General features: G+C 41.9%; 20 protein-coding genes. 3 read left to right on the forward strand and 17 right to left on the reverse strand.

The features are described from left to right. Positions 1 to 7: 7 nt before the first annotated feature. The 10 genes from spoIIAB to spoIIM form a co-directional block, all read right to left on the reverse strand. Positions 8 to 448, reverse strand: a complete 441-nt coding sequence (spoIIAB, locus tag ABEQ24_RS21245) for an anti-sigma F factor (protein WP_430008644.1) — start codon at positions 446 to 448, stop codon at positions 8 to 10. Beyond that, positions 445 to 798 carry an anti-sigma F factor antagonist gene (gene spoIIAA, locus ABEQ24_RS21250; protein ID WP_133310282.1) on the reverse strand — a complete coding sequence of 118 codons (354 nt, stop codon included), beginning with the start codon at positions 796 to 798 and terminating at the stop codon, positions 445 to 447. The genes spoIIAB and spoIIAA overlap by 4 nt, the downstream gene beginning before the upstream one ends. Before the next feature lie 116 nt (positions 799 to 914). Next, positions 915 to 2,075, reverse strand: coding sequence for a D-alanyl-D-alanine carboxypeptidase family protein (locus tag ABEQ24_RS21255; RefSeq protein WP_430008645.1), 1,161 nt, complete (start codon positions 2,073 to 2,075; stop codon positions 915 to 917). A gap of 118 nt (positions 2,076 to 2,193) precedes the next feature. Further along, the gene (locus tag ABEQ24_RS21260; RefSeq protein WP_430008646.1) at positions 2,194 to 3,498 is read right to left on the reverse strand and encodes a pyrimidine-nucleoside phosphorylase; all 1,305 of its coding nucleotides are present in this window, start codon (positions 3,496 to 3,498) and stop codon (positions 2,194 to 2,196) included. Positions 3,499 to 3,515: 17 nt separating this feature from the next. Beyond that, positions 3,516 to 4,343, reverse strand: coding sequence for a purine-nucleoside phosphorylase (locus tag ABEQ24_RS21265; RefSeq protein ID WP_430008647.1), 828 nt, complete (start codon positions 4,341 to 4,343; stop codon positions 3,516 to 3,518). A gap of 13 nt (positions 4,344 to 4,356) precedes the next feature. After that, positions 4,357 to 5,544: a phosphopentomutase gene (gene deoB, locus ABEQ24_RS21270; RefSeq protein WP_430008648.1), complete on the reverse strand. Its 1,188-nt coding sequence runs from the start codon at positions 5,542 to 5,544 to the stop codon at positions 4,357 to 4,359. Positions 5,545 to 5,841: 297 nt separating this feature from the next. Then, positions 5,842 to 6,735 (reverse strand): site-specific tyrosine recombinase XerD, encoded by an 894-nt coding sequence (xerD, locus tag ABEQ24_RS21275; RefSeq protein ID WP_430008649.1) that lies wholly within the window; start codon positions 6,733 to 6,735, stop codon positions 5,842 to 5,844. A 6-nt stretch (positions 6,736 to 6,741) separates the two neighbouring features. Then, on the reverse strand, positions 6,742 to 6,966 hold the full coding sequence (locus ABEQ24_RS21280) for a YqzK family protein (protein ID WP_070877621.1): 225 nt from the start codon (positions 6,964 to 6,966) through the stop codon (positions 6,742 to 6,744). 107 nt (positions 6,967 to 7,073) lie between these two features. Further along, positions 7,074 to 7,535, reverse strand: a complete 462-nt coding sequence (locus ABEQ24_RS21285; RefSeq protein ID WP_070877622.1) for a Fur family transcriptional regulator — start codon at positions 7,533 to 7,535, stop codon at positions 7,074 to 7,076. A gap of 114 nt (positions 7,536 to 7,649) precedes the next feature. Beyond that, positions 7,650 to 8,300, reverse strand: a complete 651-nt coding sequence (gene spoIIM / locus ABEQ24_RS21290; protein WP_430008650.1) for a stage II sporulation protein M — start codon at positions 8,298 to 8,300, stop codon at positions 7,650 to 7,652. Between the two features lie 123 nt (positions 8,301 to 8,423). Here spoIIM and ABEQ24_RS21295 point away from each other — a divergent pair, with 123 nt between their 5' ends. Then, on the forward strand, positions 8,424 to 8,987 hold the full coding sequence (locus ABEQ24_RS21295) for a GNAT family N-acetyltransferase (protein WP_430008651.1): 564 nt from the start codon (positions 8,424 to 8,426) through the stop codon (positions 8,985 to 8,987). Positions 8,988 to 9,092: 105 nt separating this feature from the next. Here the strand turns inward: ABEQ24_RS21295 and ABEQ24_RS21300 are convergent, their stop codons facing one another. Both ABEQ24_RS21300 and ABEQ24_RS21305 read right to left on the reverse strand, forming a co-directional pair. Next, a complete protein-coding gene (locus ABEQ24_RS21300; protein ID WP_430008652.1) occupies positions 9,093 to 10,259 on the reverse strand; it encodes an endonuclease Q family protein in 1,167 nt (388 codons plus the stop codon). Position 10,260: 1 nt separating this feature from the next. Beyond that, complete coding sequence (locus ABEQ24_RS21305; protein ID WP_430008653.1) at positions 10,261 to 10,812, reverse strand: NUDIX hydrolase; 552 nt, start codon at positions 10,810 to 10,812, stop codon at positions 10,261 to 10,263. Between the two features lie 543 nt (positions 10,813 to 11,355). Between ABEQ24_RS21305 and mciZ the strand changes: the two genes are divergently transcribed. Further along, positions 11,356 to 11,478, forward strand: coding sequence for a Z-ring formation inhibitor MciZ (mciZ, locus tag ABEQ24_RS21310; RefSeq protein ID WP_070877628.1), 123 nt, complete (start codon positions 11,356 to 11,358; stop codon positions 11,476 to 11,478). A gap of 69 nt (positions 11,479 to 11,547) precedes the next feature. Beyond that, positions 11,548 to 12,453 (forward strand): aldo/keto reductase, encoded by a 906-nt coding sequence (locus ABEQ24_RS21315; protein ID WP_430008654.1) that lies wholly within the window; start codon positions 11,548 to 11,550, stop codon positions 12,451 to 12,453. Positions 12,454 to 12,675: 222 nt separating this feature from the next. Here the strand turns inward: ABEQ24_RS21315 and ABEQ24_RS21320 are convergent, their stop codons facing one another. From ABEQ24_RS21320 to ABEQ24_RS21340, 5 genes are all read right to left on the reverse strand, one after another. Continuing rightward, positions 12,676 to 13,974, reverse strand: a complete 1,299-nt coding sequence (locus ABEQ24_RS21320) for an MFS transporter (protein ID WP_430008655.1) — start codon at positions 13,972 to 13,974, stop codon at positions 12,676 to 12,678. Between the two features lie 115 nt (positions 13,975 to 14,089). Then, a complete protein-coding gene (locus tag ABEQ24_RS21325) occupies positions 14,090 to 15,478 on the reverse strand; it encodes a PLP-dependent aminotransferase family protein (protein WP_430008656.1) in 1,389 nt (462 codons plus the stop codon). Positions 15,479 to 15,606: 128 nt separating this feature from the next. Next, positions 15,607 to 16,371 carry an SDR family NAD(P)-dependent oxidoreductase gene (locus ABEQ24_RS21330; protein ID WP_430008657.1) on the reverse strand — a complete coding sequence of 255 codons (765 nt, stop codon included), beginning with the start codon at positions 16,369 to 16,371 and terminating at the stop codon, positions 15,607 to 15,609. After that, positions 16,368 to 17,315 (reverse strand): 3-hydroxyacyl-CoA dehydrogenase family protein, encoded by a 948-nt coding sequence (locus ABEQ24_RS21335; protein WP_430008658.1) that lies wholly within the window; start codon positions 17,313 to 17,315, stop codon positions 16,368 to 16,370. The genes ABEQ24_RS21330 and ABEQ24_RS21335 overlap by 4 nt, the downstream gene beginning before the upstream one ends. Positions 17,316 to 17,401: 86 nt before the next feature. Continuing rightward, the gene (locus ABEQ24_RS21340) at positions 17,402 to 18,718 is read right to left on the reverse strand and encodes a GntP family permease (RefSeq protein WP_430008659.1); all 1,317 of its coding nucleotides are present in this window, start codon (positions 18,716 to 18,718) and stop codon (positions 17,402 to 17,404) included. Between the last annotated feature and the right edge of the window lie 10 nt (positions 18,719 to 18,728).

Consider the following 18,728-nt stretch of genomic DNA (forward strand, 5'->3'; position numbering starts at 1 on the left):
AGTCTCCTTAATTTACTAAAGCTTTGCTTTTCGATAAGTGTTTTGTAAGCTTTACTGCTGTACCCCGTGATTTTGATGATTCAATCTGCACTTCATCCATGAAATTCTCCATAATTGTAAAACCCATACCTGATCGTTCAAGTTCAGGCTTTGTTGTATAAAGCGGCTGCCTTGCTTCTTCTACATCTGGTATTCCCGTGCCTTCATCTCTGATTGACAGCCTGACAACACTGTCTTCAAGTGTTACTGAGATGTAAACAATTCCGCTTGGATCATTATCATAGCCATGAATAATGGCATTTGTCACCGCTTCAGAGACAACTGTCTTGATTTCAGTTAACTCATCAAGCGTAGGATCAAGCTGAGCAATAAATGCTGCTACCGTCACACGGGCAAAGGATTCATTCTGGCTGAGCGCTGAAAATTGAAGGTTCATTTCATTTTTCATGAGGCCACCCCCAATGTCATCAGCGCTTTTTCCTCCGATGGTTCAAGACGAATGATCTTAAAGAGTCCTGACATATCAAACAATCTTTTCACTGAAGGAGAAATTGCACAAACGACCATTTCTCCGCCAAATTGCTTCACTTGCTTATATCTTCCAAGAATTACGCCTAAACCGGAGCTGTCCATAAAAGACAATTGCTCCAAGTTCAGAACGATATGCTGAATGTCTTCTGATGCAAGTATTTCTGTCACTTTCTGCCGCAATTCCTCCGCCGTATGATGATCCAATTCTCCGATCAGACGAATGCACAGGACAGATTGCTTTACATCAAGCTCTACTGCTAGACTCATCCATACTCCTCCTTCAATTTCTGGATAATGTCTGTTTCGAGGTTTTGATGTGCTTTTCCTGCCCTATGACAAAACTAGTGTAGATTCGCCAACATCAGCTAGGCTTCTTCATGCGGTCAGCCTGATTTCGAGAAGTCTCCAAGAACTCGTTTAAAGAGTGTCCACCAGCCGGCCTGCTCAATGTCCCCCTCAGCAACAAGCGGACTTTCCACCACAACTTTATTGTCTTTTTTCAGAATCAGTTTTCCAAGTTCATCCCCTTTTTTCAGAGGTGCCTTTAAATTCTGTTTCATGACAACTTCCTGAGTAACATCTTTGACACTTCCGCCTTTTTTCGTCAAAACAGAAATCGGCTCAGATGTAACAAGGTTGAGTTTTTTGCTGTTTCCTTTGCTGATTTTCATATTTGCCACCACTTCATTGCGTTTAAATAATGGATGTGTTTCATATTGGCTGAATGCGTAATCAAGCATTTTTGTCACCTGCGCATTGCGGTCTTTTGGTGTCGGTGCACCCATGATGACAGCAATGACACGCATATTTCCTTTTTTGGCTGTAGCTGTTAAGCAATATTTTGCTTCATTCGTAAATCCTGTTTTTACACCATCCACGCCTTTATAAAATTTCACAAGGCGGTTTGTATTGACCAGCCAGAATTTTTTGTCTGTATCCTGACGCAAATAATCTTCATATTGACCTGTGTATTTTGTAATCCCATCAAATTTTAATAGCTCTTTTGCCATGACGGCCATATCATGTGCTGTACTGTAATGATCTTTTTCAGGAAGACCTGTCGGGTTTTGAAAGGATGTGTTCTTCAGCCCAAGTTCTTTTGCCCGATTGTTCATTTTTTCAACAAATGCATCTTCAGACCCTGCAATTCTCTCTGCCATGGCTACTGATGCATCATTTCCTGAGGCAATCGCAATCCCTTTCAGCATTTCATGAACGGTCATTTCTTCTCCCGGCTCAAGGAATATTTGAGAACCCCCCATAGAGGCAGCATGTTCACTCGTACGGACTTTTTCATCCATTTTGAGCTGGCCTTTATCAATCTCTTCCATAATCAGCAGCATCGTCATAATTTTCGTCATACTTGCTGGAGGAAGCTTTTCATCACTGTTTTTATCATATAGAATGTTTCCGGTGTCACGTTCAATCAGAACAGCTGATTTCGCCTGATCTGCAAGCTGTACTGAACCTTCTTTTGCAAATGCCGGTGATGCAATGGTTAATATCATGGTGCTAATCGCTACGGTAGATAGTAGACGTTTCATCTCCAAACCCTCCATTCTTATACACCCCATTTTTTCCAATTGAAGAAAAAATATACTTGAGGACGAGAAAAAATTGCATACAAAAAGCCGGGATTTTCTCCCGGCTTTTATGTGTAAATTACTCTTTAATTGTATCGTGAACAAGCGGCGGCGCTTTTACTGAGTCAGCTGTCACTTTAATGCTTTCATACAGCTTCGCTTTCACTTGTTCTACATCTTGCTGATTGCTGTAAATCGTTACAAGTGAATCTCCTTTTTTAACAGCATCCCCGATTTTTTTATTCAGCATCAGGCCTACAGCAAGATCAATTTCTGATTCTTTTGTTGCTCGTCCTGCACCAAGCCACATTGCTGCAACTCCAACAGAATCTGCAACAATCTCAGAAACAGAGCCGTCTTCTTTTGCTTCAAGTTCTATTTTGTAGCTTGCCTGAGGCATTTTGCTTGGATCATCAACAACTGAACCGTCTCCGCCTTGAGCTTCCAAGAAAATTTTCAGTGTTTCGAGCGCTTTTCCATTTTGGATGACTTCTTCAAGCATTGCTCTTGCTTCATCAAGTGAAGAGGCTTTTTCAGCCAAGAATACCATGTAGCTTCCAAGCGTTAAGCAAAGCTCATGAAGATCCTCAGGTCCTTCGCCTTTTAATGTATCAATCGCTTCTTTAATTTCTAATGCGTTCCCGATTGCATAACCAAGCGGCTGGCTCATGTCAGAAATAACAGCCATTGTTTTGCGGCCTACCGCATTTCCGATTTCAACCATTGCTTGAGCAAGCTCTCTAGCATCATCAAGATCTTTCATAAATGCGCCGGCTCCTGTTTTCACATCAAGAACGATCGCATCTGCACCTGCAGCGATTTTTTTGCTCATAATTGAGCTTGCAATCAATGGAATGCTGTCAACTGTAGCTGTTACATCACGCAAAGCGTAAAGCTTTTTATCCGCTGGAGTCAGGTTTCCGCTTTGGCCAATGACAGCAATTTTATTCTGATTGACCAATTTGATAAATTCATCGTTTTCGATTTCAACGTGGAAGCCAGGTACAGCTTCAAGCTTATCGATCGTGCCTCCAGTATGGCCAAGACCGCGTCCAGACATCTTAGCAACCGGAACCCCGACTGCAGCAACAAGAGGTCCAAGCACAAGAGTCGTTGTATCGCCTACGCCGCCTGTGCTGTGCTTATCAACTTTAATGCCTTCGATTTTGCTCAGATCAATCGTATCGCCGGAATGAACCATCTCCATCGTCAATTGAGCGCGCTCTTCCTTTGTCATTCCTTTAAAATAAATGGCCATTGTTAAAGCACTCATTTGATAATCCGGAATATCCCCATTTGTATAGCCTTTGATGATAAAGCTGATTTCTTCTTTCGTGAGTTCCTTGCCGTCACGTTTTTTTTCAATTAAGTCAACGATTCTCATTATTTATCCACCCTTTGTCAGTTTAATTCGTGTATATCTGAAACGATTTTCTTCACTAGATTCAAGAAATTAGCTTTTACTTTTTCAGTTGTTTCCATGACTTCATCATGTGATAATGGCTGATCTAAAATACCTGCTGCCATATTTGAGATGCATGAAATCCCAAGCACTTTCATCCCTGCATGATTGGCTACGATTACTTCAGGAACTGTGGACATGCCGACAGCATCTCCTCCAAGCACCCGTGCAAGACGCACCTCTGCAGGCGTTTCATAGGCAGGCCCTGTGTTTCCTACATAGACACCTTCTTGAACTTTGATGCCAAGCCCGGAAGCCGCATTTTTAGCAAGCGCTCTGAGCTCTCTGCTGTATGCCTGAGACATATCAGGGAAACGGACGCCTAAATCAGAATCATTAGGTCCGATTAATGGGCTGGTCCCCATATTATTAATATGATCTGAAATAATCATTAAATCACCAGGTTCAAACGACTCATTTACTCCGCCGGCAGCATTTGTAACAATGATCGTTTTTACACCCATTTCCTTCAGCACACGCACAGGGAACGTCACTTTTTTCATGTCGTACCCTTCGTAAAAATGGAAACGTCCCTGCATGGCAACAACGTTAGCTCCTTTTAATGTGCCGAACACAAGCTGTCCTGCGTGGCCTTCCACAGTTGAAACCGGGAAATTCGGGATTTCCTCATATGGAATTTTCACCGCATTTTCGATCTCATCAGCAAGTACTCCAAGGCCAGATCCTAAAATCAGCCCAATCTCAGGCAGATCTTTTACTGTTTCTTTCATATATTGTGCAGATTGTTTGATTTCCTGAATATTCATTTACCGCTCCCCCTTATTTCTTTAATTCCATTAAGAAACTTTTTCCGTGTTTTGGCATGCTCACTTTAAAGTTGTCAGCAATCGTAGCTCCAATATCTGCAAACGTATCACGGACCGGAAGCGCAGAACCGCTAATGAATCTTGGGCTGTAAGCGAGCAGCGGGACGTATTCACGCGTGTGGTCTGTCCCGTGATGAACCGGATCATTGCCGTGGTCAGCTGTAATAATTAACAGATCATCTTCAGTTAATTTAGAGAGCAGTTCAGGCAGACGCGCATCATACTCTTGAAGTGCCAGACCATAGCCTTCAGGATCACGTCTGTGTCCGAACAGTGCGTCGAAGTCTACAAGATTGACAAAACTAAGACCCGTGAAATCGCGGTCAGCTGTTTCAGCAATCTTGTCCATGCCATCCATATTTGATTTCGTGCGAAGCGCATCCGTAATTCCTTCTCCATCATAAATATCAGAGATTTTACCGATTGCAATGACATCGAGACCTCCGTCCTTCAGCTCATTCATGACCGTTCTCTCAAACGGCTTCAAGGCATAATCATGACGGTTAGGCGTTCTTTGGAAGTTCCCCGGATTGCCTACAAACGGACGAGCAATCACGCGGCCTACCATATACTTTTCATCAAGTGTCATTTCGCGGGCCATTTCACAGATTTTCAGCTGCTCTTCAATTGGAACAATGTCTTCATGAGCGGCAATTTGCAAGACGGAATCTGCAGACGTATAAACAATCAGAGCTCCTGTTTTCATGTGTTCTTCGCCAAGTTCATCTAAGATTTCAGTTCCTGAAGCAGGTTTGTTGCCGATGATTTTCCGGCCTGTTTTTTCTTCAAGAGCCCCGATCAATTCATCAGGGAATCCATCAGGGAATACTTTAAATGGTGTTTCAATATGAAGTCCCATGATTTCCCAGTGGCCTGTCATCGTATCTTTGCCGTTAGATGCTTCCTTCATTTTCGTATAGAAAGCTTGAGGTTTTTCCTGAACCGGTATGCCCTGGATTTCTTCGATATTACTCAATCCAAGCTTTGCCATGTGCGGCATTTGCAGGCCGTTCATATGTTCGGCAATATGTCCGAGAGTGTGTGAGCCAGTGTCGCCAAAATCAGCTGCATCAGGCGCTTCTCCGATTCCCACTGAATCCATGACAATCAGAAATATTCTTTTATATGTATAATCAGACATGTAAATCCTCCTTTAATCGTTCAGAGATCACTCTTTGTATAACATTCCCAATTGTTCAGGAATGATTAGCTGCTTTTATTGGTCAGAAGTCTGACATCTAAAGTATAAACCGTTTTCATGTCTTCTGACAATAGATATGTTGATATTCTTCTATAGTTCTGTTTTCCTTTTACACGTTTTTTAAAACATGAAGACATCCGGAAGGATAAATGTTTCTTATTTGTTTCTTATTTGTTTCTCAGCAGATATTCCCTGCAAACAGAACAAAAAAAGCCATCGCACGTGCTGCAAATGACTTCAGGCTCTCGGATGGTATTGTTTATATACATCTTTTAATCTAGTTTTTGAAACATGAGTATAGATTTGTGTTGTAGAAATATCGGCATGGCCGAGCATTTCCTGAACAGCCCTTAAGTCTGCGCCATTTTCAAGCAGATGGGTTGCAAAAGAATGCCGCAGCGTATGAGGGGTCAGCTCTTTGCTGATGCCTGCCTCCAAAGCAATTTTTTTAAGATTCTTCCAATACCCCTGTCTGGTCATGCGGTTTCCATGATGATTTAAAAACAAGGCTTCCGTTGGAATTTTCTTTGAAGCTAATTTCGGTCTGCCCAGTTCGACATAGGATTCAAGCGCTTCTGATGCTGTTCTGCCTATTGGTACGATGCGCTCTTTGTTTCCCTTCCCGAAGCAGCGGATAAATCCCATTGTCAGATGAACATCGCTCAAATCCAGATTGATCATTTCACTTACCCGGATACCTGTTGCATAGAGAAGCTCAAGCATCGCTTTATCCCTGTAGCCGAATGGCGATATCAATTTAGGAGTTTCCAGCAGTTTTTCAACTTCTGTAAGAGAAAGTACTTTAGGCAGTGTCCGTTCAACTTGAGGAGATTCGATATGTACAGTCGGATCATGATCGACTGCTTTTTCTCTTAGAAGAAATTGATGAAAGCTGCGGATGGATGCGGTATGTCGAGCAATTGTCTTGCTTGATTTTCCCGCTTCCTTTAATGATTTTAAAAAATGAATGATGGATAATCGAGAGACATCCTGAAATGAAGCAAGCTTCTCCTGTGCAGTAAGAAATTGATGATAGCTCTTTAAATCGCGTTCATACGAAATGATTGTGTTATGGGAAAGCCCTCTCTCCACAACCAGGTAATGCATGAAATCCTGAATTTGATCTTTCAATCTCCTCTACTCCCCGTTTAAATAGAAGAAAAACAGACGATTCAGCCAGTGCTCTTCTTCGTCCGCCACCATTTTCGTGACTTTCAGGGCTGCACCCTCAGGCTGGTCATATCGGTGGATTTCTTCATACTCTAAGTTAATCCAAATGATAGCATAATAGAAAAGAATCGTAAATCCAGTAAACAGGATAAATACTTTAATCATATCAAATAGTGTTCTCGCTGCTCTCATAGCGGCAGTCCTCCTTTGGCCGGTGTTTCATCTTAAAACATATGCCAAAAAGGACAAACTTTATACTTGAAAACACAAAAAAACCTCTCCTGTTTAACCGGAAAGGTTTATTGTTCATCTTCTTTCTCTTTTTTTTCCTGACAGCGATAGCATATGCCATGAAACGTCAGACGATGATCTTTAATTTTAAAATTGAAGTCGCGTTCGACAATCTGTTCAACATCTTCTAAGAGGTCATCTTCAATTTCAGCGACTGAACCGCATTCGATGCACACAAGATGATGATGAAAGTGTGCTGCGCCTTCTTTTCTTAAATCATAGCGTGATACGCCATCTCCAAAATTTATTTTATCGACAATTTTAAGTTCTGTAAGTAGTTCCAGCGTTCGATAAACAGTTGCTAAACCAATCTCTGGCGCCTTTTCCTTAACGAGGAGGTAAACATCTTCAGCACTCAAGTGATCTTCTTCGCGTTCAAGCAAAACCCTTACGGTAGCTTCGCGCTGAGGAGTCAGCTTGTAGCTGGATGAATGCAACTGCTTCTTAATACGCTCAATTCTGCTTTCCATAACACACATTCCTCCCTCGCCACGTTCCTCATTCATTATATCAAAAGAAAGGGATGTGTCCAACTAAAATAATTACAATCTGATAAATGAAATGATTATTAAGTAAAAATCATTCTATTTAGAAACAAGTTCAATCACATTCTTCATCAGGATCGGCGACGCATATGCTTCAAGAGTTGAGGCAATCACCGTCAGCGCTGAAATAAACATAAAAATGGCCGCGTATTTCGTGAAAAGAGCGAAAGGTGATTCTGTTAAATTTGATTTCTTCATCAGCAGCTGCTTAACAATTTTCAATGAGAAAGAGATAGCAACTGTCCCCATGATAATAAATGCCGGTATTAAGACTATATTCTGAGGCAAAACCGATACAAATGAAAGCATAAAGCCTTGCCATCCCATTTGATTCACTAAAAAGCCCACCGTAAAGCCAACGACCATTCCTTTTAAGAATAACATAATCAGAATGACCGGCAAACCGATAATTGAGATGCCAAGCACCCACATCAGACCAAGATATTTCAGGTTATGAAAGAAACTCTGCTGCAGCATTTCGACCGAGCTTGCCACTTTCCCTTCAGATACTTGTCCGAAAAACCGGCTTAAATAAAAATACAAATCTTCTTTTTGAGTAAAATTCATGCTGTTGACAATGACTGCACCGAAAATGACCCCCATCAAAAACAAGACAAATACAAATAGATAAAGCGATGAGCGTTCTTTTATATGCTGAATAATCATTGCTTTTAATGGATGTTTGCGCATATACCTTCCTCCTAGTGTTCTCTTACTAGATTGTATGAAAAAAGGAAGAAACTATGCCATTCTATCATTGCATTTTTTTCCAAGTATAATATAATACTAAAAAATCAGAAAGGCGGTTTTGCTATGAAAAATCCATTATTACTTGATTTTCCGGCTGAAATTACTACTGCAAGACTCTCTATCCGGGCTCCGCGTCCGGGCGATGGAAAAGAAGTCAATGCCGCCGTCCATGAATCTTTGAATGAGCTTAAACCGTGGATGCCTTTTGCTCAAAAACCTCCTTTACTCGAAGAAACGGAAGCAAATATTAGACAGGCGTGTGCGAAGTTCATCTTGCGAGAGGATCTGAGGCTTCTTATATTTGACCGTGAGCAAGGTCACTTTATCGGAAGCACGGGCTTTCACCGAATAGACTGGGAGGTTCCCAAGGTGGAGATTGGATACTGGATCAGAACGAAGTATGGCGGAAAAGGCTATATGCTTGAAGCTGTTGAAGCTTTGACGATGTTTGCAGCAGAAGAGTTCGGAGCTAAACGGGTGGAAATCAGATGTGATCCTGAGAATAAAAAAAGCCGCCGCATACCTGAGAAATTAGGATTTATTTTAGAAGGAGTCCTCAGACAGGATGATGTTTCCGCAGACGGCAGGTCATTGCGCGATACGTGTGTGTTCTCGAAGATTTTTTAATTTCTTATAAGGTAAACAGCTTTGCTGAAATTCGATAGAAGAAAAGCTTGTTAATACCTTTCAACCTTAAATTTTCTGAAGGCACTTTACACTAAAGTGCCTTCATTATTCAGGAGAGATTTTCCCGTACACTCCTCCACCGCCAGGAACAGTACTAAGCTTCCCCTCCCTCGCTGCGATGATATAATCTGCTGTTTTGGCCGGCAGGACCATTAAAAGATCCTTTCTTGAGATTTCATTTAAAATGACCATCTCAGTTCCAAACGCCGTTTTCAATTTCCCAAGCGTTTTTGGACCGATTCCAGGGATAAACTGCAAAGGCACTTGATGGATATATGGCGGCCGGTGCGGTTTCTCGGCATTGGAGTCTGAGAGCTCTTTCAAACGGGTGCTGACCCCTTTAGTCGATCTTTTGCTTCCGCAGCTTTGACAAACAGTGTCCACTGACTCTTTTTGTGTGCCGCATTTCCCGCAGGTTGTGCCATAATATTTTCCTAAAAGCGGATTTAAGCCATGATTGGAAAGAATCCCCCTGTTTCCTATTCCTTTTAGAGCTTTTTTCAGTTCTTCGAAGGATGGTTCTTCCAGCTGAAGGTTCTGATACTCCCTTCCAATCTTTGCAAGAGAGTGTGCGTCAGAGTTTGTCAGAAAAGGATATGGATTCAGCTCAGACAGCTCTGAGGCCATTTCAGTGTCAGAGCTTAAGCCAAGTTCAACCGCATCAATCAAGTCAGGGTTCAGCACTTCTTTAATGGAAGAAGATACCCCGCTTCCGTACAGACTTTTATGAGGCGTGAAAATATGAGCCGGAATAAATAAGCCGCAAAGGTCGTATACTTTTTCCTGAAGAACTCGTCCATCTTCATACATTCTTTGCGTACTTGATGTCCGGTTTTTCACCCTCAGCGACAGCCAATCAGAGAAATGCTTCATCTGCTGAATATCACGCATATAAACAAGCACATGCAATGGACCTTTGCATGCAGAATCATACACTTCAATTTCAGTGCCGAGAATCATCGTGGTCTGTTTGAATTGAATCCCGCCATCAGCATGCTCTGTCCAAAGCCCTTCATCCACACCCTGTTCAAGCATATCCAAAATCTCAGGTACGTGGCAGTCAATAATTCCGATGATATCCATTCCTTTATGCTCGCTTGCTTCAATTAAAATATTTTCAAGCGTAAGCTTATTTGAAGCAGTAATCTTAACAGGTTTGCCTGATCGTGTCCGTCCGATATGAATATGTAAATCTGCAAAATACGTTTCCATCTTATTTTTGAAGAGCCAGTTTCAGCTGCAAATACTGAACGGCGTATGCTGTTTTTGCATCAAAAATCCGCTGATTATCAATCATTTGCTGCGCTTCCTCTAGTGTCACTTCCAGAACATCCACAAATTCATCTTCATCAAGCTCTGCCTTTTCGGTTAAAATCTGCAATTCTTCCGTAAAATATAAATGCACAAGTTCATCCGCAAACCCCGGTGACGTATAAAACGAGATTAAGTGCTGCAGAGAATCCGCTGTATACCCTGTTTCTTCTTCTAATTCCCGTTTAGCCGTGACCTCAGGAAGTTCCCCTTTTTCGAGCTTGCCGGCAGGGATCTCAACGAGGACACGCTCCATTGCTTTCCGGTATTGCTGAACCATGACAATTTTGTTCTCTTTAGTTATCGCGATAACAGCGACCGCACCCGGGTGCTTAATAATTTCTCTTGTACTTGTTTTTCCATTCGGAAGCTCTACTTCTTCTAAGTACAAATCAATAATGCGCCCGGAAAATAATTTTTCAGATGATTTTGTTGTTTCTTTTAAATGATTCATGCTCATACCTCCGCGTTCTACAAATTCTGCTTTTCACATACATTTTATCATAGAAAAGCGGAAGCGCCCGTTTAGCTCTGACAGACAGATAAGGATTCGGCAGTGAAGGCGCTTTTTGCCTTTACTGACGAATCTGTTCTGGCCGAAGAGCTGGGCGATGGAGCTGGACAATACGAAAAGCGGAACCGACTGTTCAAATAAGGATTAGGCTGAAAATGCGCTTTTTGCCTTTACAGACGGAGCCGTTTTGGCCGAGGGGCTAGGAGGTGGAGCTAGACACCACGAAAAGCGGAAGCGACTGTTTAGACTCGGGCAGAACGGATTCAGCTTCACTATGGAATGACGGCATTTTTTACGCTTTGAACCATTAAAAGTGACAGCACTATGAAGAATGACGCCACTTTTTAAGCTTTGAATCATAAAAAATGGCAACACTATGGAAAATGACACCACTTTTTAAGCTTTGAATTGATAAAAACAAGTTTGGCGCGAAACAACTTAACACTTCCTCACCAATTAACCAATGAAACGAGGCGAGCGCATATGAAGATCTACCTTCTTGACAAAGGCGTCGTGCTGGTCGGCAAGGCTTGGGAAGTCCGGGAAAAACTGAAGGAATACAGCCGGAAATATGAAACGGTTGAACAGTGGACAAAAGATAAGTAAGCGTCACAATTGCATTTTCATCTCTCATGTACTAATGTCTAAGCAAGACATATAGGCAGGAGTGATATGATGAAAAAAAGACAATTGGGCACATCAGATTTAATGGTCAGTGAATTAGGACTTGGCTGCATGTCACTTGGAAGAGATAAAGAACAGGCTGAATCCATTATTGATGCAGCTCTATATGAAGGAATCAATTATTTTGATACGGCGGATTTGTATGATTTCGGTTTAAATGAAGAGTTTGCAGGAGCTGCCTTAAAAAAACGCAGAAAAGATATTATTCTTGCAACAAAGGCCGGAAACCGCTGGAACGAGAGCAAAGACGGCTGGACATGGGATCCATCTAAAGCCTATATAAAAGAAGCGGTGAAACACAGCCTTAAACGATTAAAGACAGATTACATCGATTTGTATCAGCTGCATGGCGGCACAATGGAAGATAACATTGACGAAACGATTGAAGCGTTTGAAGACCTGAAAAAAGAAGGCGTCATCCGCTATTACGGAATCTCTTCGATTCGTCCAAATGTCATTAAGCAGTACTTGGAAAAATCATCGATCGTCTCCGTTATGATGCAATACAGTCTGCTCGACAGACGTCCTGAGGAATGGTTTTCTCTTCTTAAGGATCATAATGTCAGCGTGATTGGAAGAGGTCCTATGGCAAAGGGCCTTCTAACAGACAATTGGGAGTCCAAGCTCTCTGAGAAAGGCTATTTATCCTATAGCTTCGATGAATTGCATCAGCTGCTTCCGTCCATCGAAGCAGAAACTGATCTATCAATGACAGAAACAGCCGTTCAATACTGCCTGAAGCAGGCTGCTGTCGGGGCTATTATTCCTGGAGCAAGCAAAATCGAACAAGTCCAGGCTAATTGCCGTGCTGCTAATGCCCGTCCTCTATCTGGAGAGGAATATATAGCGCTTCAGGCACTTACGAAATTTGATAAATATGAGCAGCATCGGTCTTAAAGGATAGGTAGAACTATTGATATACAGCTTATGAATCAGCATAAGATTCAGCAAGCATCTGCCATTCAGCTGTTTGCGTTAATTTATACTGCTAATTCTATTACATTTCAAGTGCGTATATATAAAAAGGAACCCCAGATTTTTAAGGAGTTCCTTTTTTGCTTGTAACTATCCATTCCGTCAATATTTTCCAGTAAATACTTCTTCGTAATACAATCTGATTTATTTTTCACTTCCACGAGACCATATCACCACTGGAATGAGCAATAAAGATAAAATCCCTCCAATAAATGATAATGTCAGATAACTTGAACCTGCCACAATCATTCCGGACATCGCTCCGCCAGCAGCCCCTGACAACGCAATCAAAACATCCACTGTACCTTGAGTCTTAGCTCTTGTGGAAGTTTTCGTTGAATCAACAATCAGTGCAGTCCCGCTTATCAAACCAAAGTTCCATCCTAATCCAAGTAAAGAAAGAGCAACAACTAGAAGAACCATAGAATCTCCTGGGGCGAATGCAGAAAGTAAACCTGCCAGAAGCAGCGTCGCTCCAGAAGCAATAGCCATCGCAGTACGCCCAAGCTTATCAACAAGGACACCTGTAACCAGTGAAGGGAGATACATGGCACCTATATGAAACCCAATAACAAGACCTACTGCACCCAAGCTATGTCCATGATGCATCATATGAACAGGTGTCATGGTCATAATCGCTACCATGACAATTTGAGTCAGCACCATGATCGTTGCACCAACAATTATGCCTCTTTTGTTTTCTGTATTTTCAGTTGCTGCCAAATGTCCTTTATCACTATGTTCTTGGTTGGTCGCTTCTATTGCTCTTGCTATAATTAATGGATCTGGACGAAGCATGATGAAAAGGACAACACCTGCCAGGATATAGGCAGCTGCTGCTAAAATAAAAGGTCCAGCAAGAGATGGAACATTAATAGAAACCGCGAAATTGCCCATTATATTGACTAAATTCGGACCTGCAACTGCACCAAATGTTGTAAAAACCATTGTCAGACTAATAGCAGTCGCCCGCTGTTTACGATTTGCCAAATCCGTACCTGCATAACGAGCCTGTAAATTTGTTGCTGATCCTGCACCATAAATAAGCAGAGAAGTAAATAAAAGGAATATACTATTTGTGATTGCTGCAATTAAGACCCCTATTGCTCCAAGCCCGCCAATCATAAAACCCGCTGTCAGACCTGTCCGGCGTCCAAACGCTTGAGAAAGTCTCCCGACAAATAAAGCTGCTCCAGCTGACCCTAAAGTCAGTAACGCGGAAGGAAGTCCAGCAAATGCATCAGTACCGAGCATTTGCTGTGCAAGGAGTGCCCCTACAGTAACTCCTGCTGCTAATCCTGCACCTCCAAAGATTTGTGAAATACTGACAACGAATAATGTTCGCTTGTATAACGATTGCTGTTTTTCTAAAGAATGAATGCAGCTTTGCAATGAAGCTGTTTGGACGTCTAACGCTTTTACACTTTCTTTCTGCAGCATCATCTGCCCTGCCTTTCTAGAATCCTATTATTATTTTTTAAAAATGCAAGCTGGATTTAATTCATCATAACACGCACAAAAAAAGCCAAACAATCTATTAATTGTATGGCAAACAATATTAGGTAAGATCGTTTAATAAACGTTTAAGGATAATCAAACCTTGTTCAAGTTCTTCACTTGTTTTTGGGGCACATACAGAAACCCTTACGGCCCTTTCTGGACAACTATTTCCAACGACAAAACGTTCAGCCGCATACACTTGTACTCCCTGCCCGGCAGCTAACGCTTCAAATTCAGCACCTGAAATCCTTCCTGGCAATAACAGCCAGCGAAAGATGCCTGTTTCAACACCTAAACACGTATAGTCAGCAAAATATCGATTCACGATGCGGTTTCTGCGTATGGTTTGTTCCCGATGCCCTTCAATCAAGACTTCAAATTGGTTCGATACAATTGTACGAGCTGTAAGTTCTGCTAATAATGGTGAGACTGTTATATTTAAGTTATAAAGCGCCTTTGACATCGGCTCCTTGAATTGAACGGGCACTGCTACATAGGCTAGACGTAAGCCCGGTGCTAATGATTTAGATAAACTCGCAATATAGATAACCTGTTCTGGTGAAAATGATGCGATTGCCGGAAGCGGATTTTTGCTTAGAAGATGGTACGATCCATCTTCAATTATGAACTGATTATACTTTTTGGCAATTGCGGCAATCCTTTTTCGGTTCTCAACCGACATAAAGGAAGCAGTCGGATTATGGTAATCCGGAATCAAGTAGATCCCTTTAATATTTTCATTTTTACACGCATATTCAAAGGACGCCGGACTCATTTCATAGTTCTCTGATTTTAACGGTATAATTTGCACATTAAGCATCGCTGCAGCAGTTTTTAAGCCAGGGTATGTATGCTGGTCAACCCCAATGCGGTCACCAGGCTTACAAAGACTCGCCAATGCAGCAGCAATCGCATTCTGACCCCCATTTGCAAATAAAATGTGATCAACGGTTGTATCAAACCCGCCTCTTCGGATTAGCTTTATAGCTGCATCCTTTTGCCAAAGGCTTTCGCCTGCCCGGCCGTAACCAAACCATTTTTCAAAATCTGTTTCCTGCAGCATGCTTTTAAGTTGGAGCAGAAGCGGCTCATATGAAGCATTATCTGGAAGTGTTGCCCCCATTTCAATTAAATGCTTCGGTTTTGTGTCTTCTAGTAAATACGCATTCGATAAAGCATCATAGGATACAAATGTGCCGCTTCCAATAGTTGCACTTAGCAAACCCTTTAATTCACAAACTTTAAAAGCTTTTGAAATAGTACTTAAACTTAGGTCCAAATAATCTGCCAGCTCTCTCTGTGGGGGAAGTTTTGTTCCAGGTAATAAAACTCCGTTTAATACATCCTGTTCCAATTGCCCTGCGAGTGCTTGATAGATAGGCTTTTCCGTTTTATTAATCGACGGCTTCCAGCTCATCGGATAGTTATCAAAAGAATTAATTGGCATGATATGCATCCTTTTTCACACAATTATATGAGTCTGCCGTTTATAAAACAATTATATTTTCCTTTTTTATCAGCAACGTTTGTCAATCTACTCCTCTTAAATTCATCTTAAGCGTTTATCCCTCCCTGTTAAATCGCTGTCCAGCCGCCATCCACTTTAATCGTTTCACCTGTCACAAAGTTTGCCAGATTTGATGCCAAATATAAGACAGCTCCTGAGATATCTTCCGGTTTCGATAAGCCCTCTAAAAGGATGCGGCTTTCAACATCTTTTTTGAATTCTTTATCTTCGAACATCTTCGCTGTAAATTCAGTTTCGATGAATGTTGGTGCTACCGCGTTGACATTGATCCCATGCTCAGCCCATTCTACCGCAAGTGCTTTCGTCAACTGGACAAGGCCGCCTTTACTGGAACTGTAAGCCGCACGTTTGTAATAACCGACAAATGCCATTTGAGAGGAAATATTAATAATTCTGCCGCTGTTTTCTGCAATCATATATTTTGCAGCTGCCTGACTGCTGAAAAAAGCGGATTTCAAATTCAGATCGAGAACCGTGTCCCAATCTTCTTCTGTTACTTCCATCGCTTTCTTAGCGATATTTACACCAGCATTATTAACAAGCACATCAACTGTTCCGAATGTACCTGCCGCTTTTTCAACTAACTGCTTAACAATGGAAACATCACTCAAATCACCCGCAAAAGCGATGCATTTATCATTGAATTCGTGCAGATCGGCTAATGTTCGATTTAATCCTTCTTTGTCGCGGCCAGAAATGACCACATTGGCTTTTAATTTCGCAAATGTCAGAGCAATGTCTTTTCCGATCCCTTTACTTCCGCCTGTCACAACTACAGTCTTATTTTCGAGTTCAGAGAAGTAACTATTCATTTATCCTCCTCGTTTCTTTTCATATCGTTTTTCAAAAAGTGGATGAGCGTTTGCTCACGCTCCGCGTTTATCTGTTTTGAAACAGATTCTTCCCATTGATAAAATCCTTCTCCATTTTTATCTCCAAATTTATTCTCATTTACGAGTTTCGATAACACTTTTCCAGATTGCCGGTCCAAACTCAAATCAGCAAATAAGTAATTCGAAATCGCCGAAAATACATCGAGCCCTCCCATATCAGCTGTCATTAATGGACCTGTGACAGGCAGACGGCGACCGATGCTGTATGTAACGGCTGCATCAATGTCTTCTTTAGTTGCAGCACCCGAATCCAACAGAGACTGTGCTTCACGGAATAATGCGTATTGCAGACGATTTCCAATAAACCCTGGAATCTCTTTGTTCAATAAAATAGGTTTTTTATTCATATCCGTCAGCACCTGCATCGCCCGTTTTACGGTCTCTTCATCTGTATATTCTCCTTTAACAACTTCCACCAAAGGAATTAAGTGTCCGGGATTCCAAAAATGAGTAACAACAAACCTGTTCGGATGTTCCATATCTTCTGCCAATGAACTTGGTTTAAATCCTGATGTATTGCTGGCAATCACGACATTATTACCGATAATGCCTTCGATTTTTTTGTACATATCTTTTTTCATTCGGAGCACTTCAGGGATGACTTCTATGATGAACGTTGATTCCGCAATAACATCTTCCAATATTGTGGAAAATGCGATGCGTTCTCTAATTTGCTGAGCAACTGATTCATTGAATAACTTATTTTTGGTCATGACATTGAGTTTATTTCGTATTCCTTTATCAGCATTCTCAAGATCCTGTTTGCTGATGCCGTAAACTTTGACAGCTTGTCCGGACCATGCAGCGGATAATGCGATTGAATGGCCCATAGTACCGCAGCCGATTATTGAAACCTTTTCCATCGTCCACACCTTCTTTCAACTGAATATGTATAACTATATATACCCAGCAAACTATTAAAATCGTTTGCTGGGTATAGATGAATTTATTATAGCCCTATTGAGAATAAAAGGACGGCTAGAGCTACCCCAACTGCTGGAACTATAACTGTCAAAGCTCCAAACGCAGGATAAGCGTCTTTATGCGTTTCTCCAGCAATAGAACGGATTGTCGTTACAACGTATCCACCTTGCGGCAATGAATCAAGTGACCCCGAAGAAATGGCTACTGTTCTGTGCAATGCTTCTGGATCCACACCCAGGTCCAAATAATGCGGAGCGAGCAGCGGTAACGCAATCGCCTGACCTCCTGAGGAAGATCCTGTGAGACCTGCGATTACTGCAACCGCAAGCGCTCCGCCAATCAGTGGACTTCCAGGGATATCCGTCATAAAACCAACTGCTGCTTCAAAAGAAGGCGTCGCTTTGACAACTCCGCCAAACCCTACAACTGCTGCAGTATTGGCAATTGCAATAACTGCGCCAAGTGCCCCTTCTCCAACGGCTTTCCCAAAGTTTTGAAAATACTTTCTGTTAATCACATAAGCTGCCAAAATTCCCCCGCTCAATGCAATGATTAACGCTGACGTTTTAAGTGAATCATGAAAGATGAATGAAATAATCAGCACGACGCCTAAAGGAATCAAGCTTAATAGCGGATTCGGCAAATCAGTACGCACTTGCACAGCAGGATCTGTCTCTCTGCCTACAAATCGTTCTCCATTTGCCATTGCTTTTTTAATCATTTTTTTCAGCCACCAGTAACCGAATACCATCATGAAGATGGCAACAATTATACTCACTTCCCTGCCAGCATATGGGGTTGTACCCAAAAACTCAATCGGAATCCAGTTTTGGATTTCAGGTGAACCTGCTGATGTCATTGTAAATGTTGTCGAACCGAAAGCGAGAGCCGCGGGGATAAAGCGTCTCGGTAAATCAGCTTGTCTAAACAAGCTGAGAGCCATTGGATAAACAGAAAATGCAACAACGAATAAACTCACACCGCCGTAAGTCAAAACAGCACAGGCGATAACGACAGCCAAAACTGCACGTTTCATACCGATTTTGCCGACAATCCATTTCGAGACACTGTCAGCCGCGCCGCTGTCTTCCATTACTTTACCGAAAATGGCACCTGTCAGGAACATTAAATACCAAGAGGCGATGAATCCCGTAAAACCTGTCATGTAATTCGTCAAAAAGTTCGCTGCACCTTCTTCAGCTAATTGGGGAAAAAGCGGCAAACCATTCAGAATGCCGACTAATAAAGCCGTAAGCGGTGCTGCAATAAGAAGGTTCATGCCTTTCATCGTCAAATAAATCAGTAAGGCTAAACCGCCAAATAATCCAATCAAACCTAGCATCAATAATCCC

This window comes from Metabacillus idriensis (genome assembly GCF_050483325.1).
Taxonomy (GTDB): Bacteria; Bacillota; Bacilli; order Bacillales; family Bacillaceae; genus Bacillus_P; species Bacillus_P idriensis_A.

Excerpts from the sequence above, each read along its gene's own strand:
- ABEQ24_RS21320 (WP_430008655.1), bottom strand. The coding sequence starts at position 13,974 with ATGATGCTGCAGAAAGAAAGTGTAAAAGCGTTAGACGTCCAAACAGCT.
- ABEQ24_RS21255 (WP_430008645.1), bottom strand. The coding sequence starts at position 2,075 with ATGAAACGTCTACTATCTACCGTAGCGATTAGCACCATGATATTAACC.
- ABEQ24_RS21325 (WP_430008656.1), bottom strand. The coding sequence starts at position 15,478 with ATGCCAATTAATTCTTTTGATAACTATCCGATGAGCTGGAAGCCGTCG.
- ABEQ24_RS21280 (WP_070877621.1), bottom strand. The coding sequence starts at position 6,966 with ATGAGAGCAGCGAGAACACTATTTGATATGATTAAAGTATTTATCCTG.
- ABEQ24_RS21305 (WP_430008653.1), bottom strand. The coding sequence starts at position 10,812 with ATGAATCATTTAAAAGAAACAACAAAATCATCTGAAAAATTATTTTCC.
- ABEQ24_RS21265 (WP_430008647.1), bottom strand. The coding sequence starts at position 4,343 with ATGAATATTCAGGAAATCAAACAATCTGCACAATATATGAAAGAAACA.
- ABEQ24_RS21315 (WP_430008654.1), top strand. The coding sequence starts at position 11,548 with ATGAAAAAAAGACAATTGGGCACATCAGATTTAATGGTCAGTGAATTA.
- ABEQ24_RS21285 (WP_070877622.1), bottom strand. The coding sequence starts at position 7,535 with ATGGAAAGCAGAATTGAGCGTATTAAGAAGCAGTTGCATTCATCCAGC.
- ABEQ24_RS21300 (WP_430008652.1), bottom strand. The coding sequence starts at position 10,259 with ATGGAAACGTATTTTGCAGATTTACATATTCATATCGGACGGACACGA.
- ABEQ24_RS21330 (WP_430008657.1), bottom strand. The coding sequence starts at position 16,371 with ATGAATAGTTACTTCTCTGAACTCGAAAATAAGACTGTAGTTGTGACA.
- ABEQ24_RS21340 (WP_430008659.1), bottom strand. The coding sequence starts at position 18,718 with ATGCTAGGTTTGATTGGATTATTTGGCGGTTTAGCCTTACTGATTTAT.
- ABEQ24_RS21335 (WP_430008658.1), bottom strand. The coding sequence starts at position 17,315 with ATGGAAAAGGTTTCAATAATCGGCTGCGGTACTATGGGCCATTCAATC.
- spoIIAA (WP_133310282.1), bottom strand. The coding sequence starts at position 798 with ATGAGTCTAGCAGTAGAGCTTGATGTAAAGCAATCTGTCCTGTGCATT.
- spoIIAB (WP_430008644.1), bottom strand. The coding sequence starts at position 448 with ATGAAAAATGAAATGAACCTTCAATTTTCAGCGCTCAGCCAGAATGAA.
- spoIIM (WP_430008650.1), bottom strand. The coding sequence starts at position 8,300 with ATGCGCAAACATCCATTAAAAGCAATGATTATTCAGCATATAAAAGAA.
- deoB (WP_430008648.1), bottom strand. The coding sequence starts at position 5,544 with ATGTCTGATTATACATATAAAAGAATATTTCTGATTGTCATGGATTCA.
- ABEQ24_RS21295 (WP_430008651.1), top strand. The coding sequence starts at position 8,424 with ATGAAAAATCCATTATTACTTGATTTTCCGGCTGAAATTACTACTGCA.
- ABEQ24_RS21260 (WP_430008646.1), bottom strand. The coding sequence starts at position 3,498 with ATGAGAATCGTTGACTTAATTGAAAAAAAACGTGACGGCAAGGAACTC.
- mciZ (WP_070877628.1), top strand. The coding sequence starts at position 11,356 with ATGAAGATCTACCTTCTTGACAAAGGCGTCGTGCTGGTCGGCAAGGCT.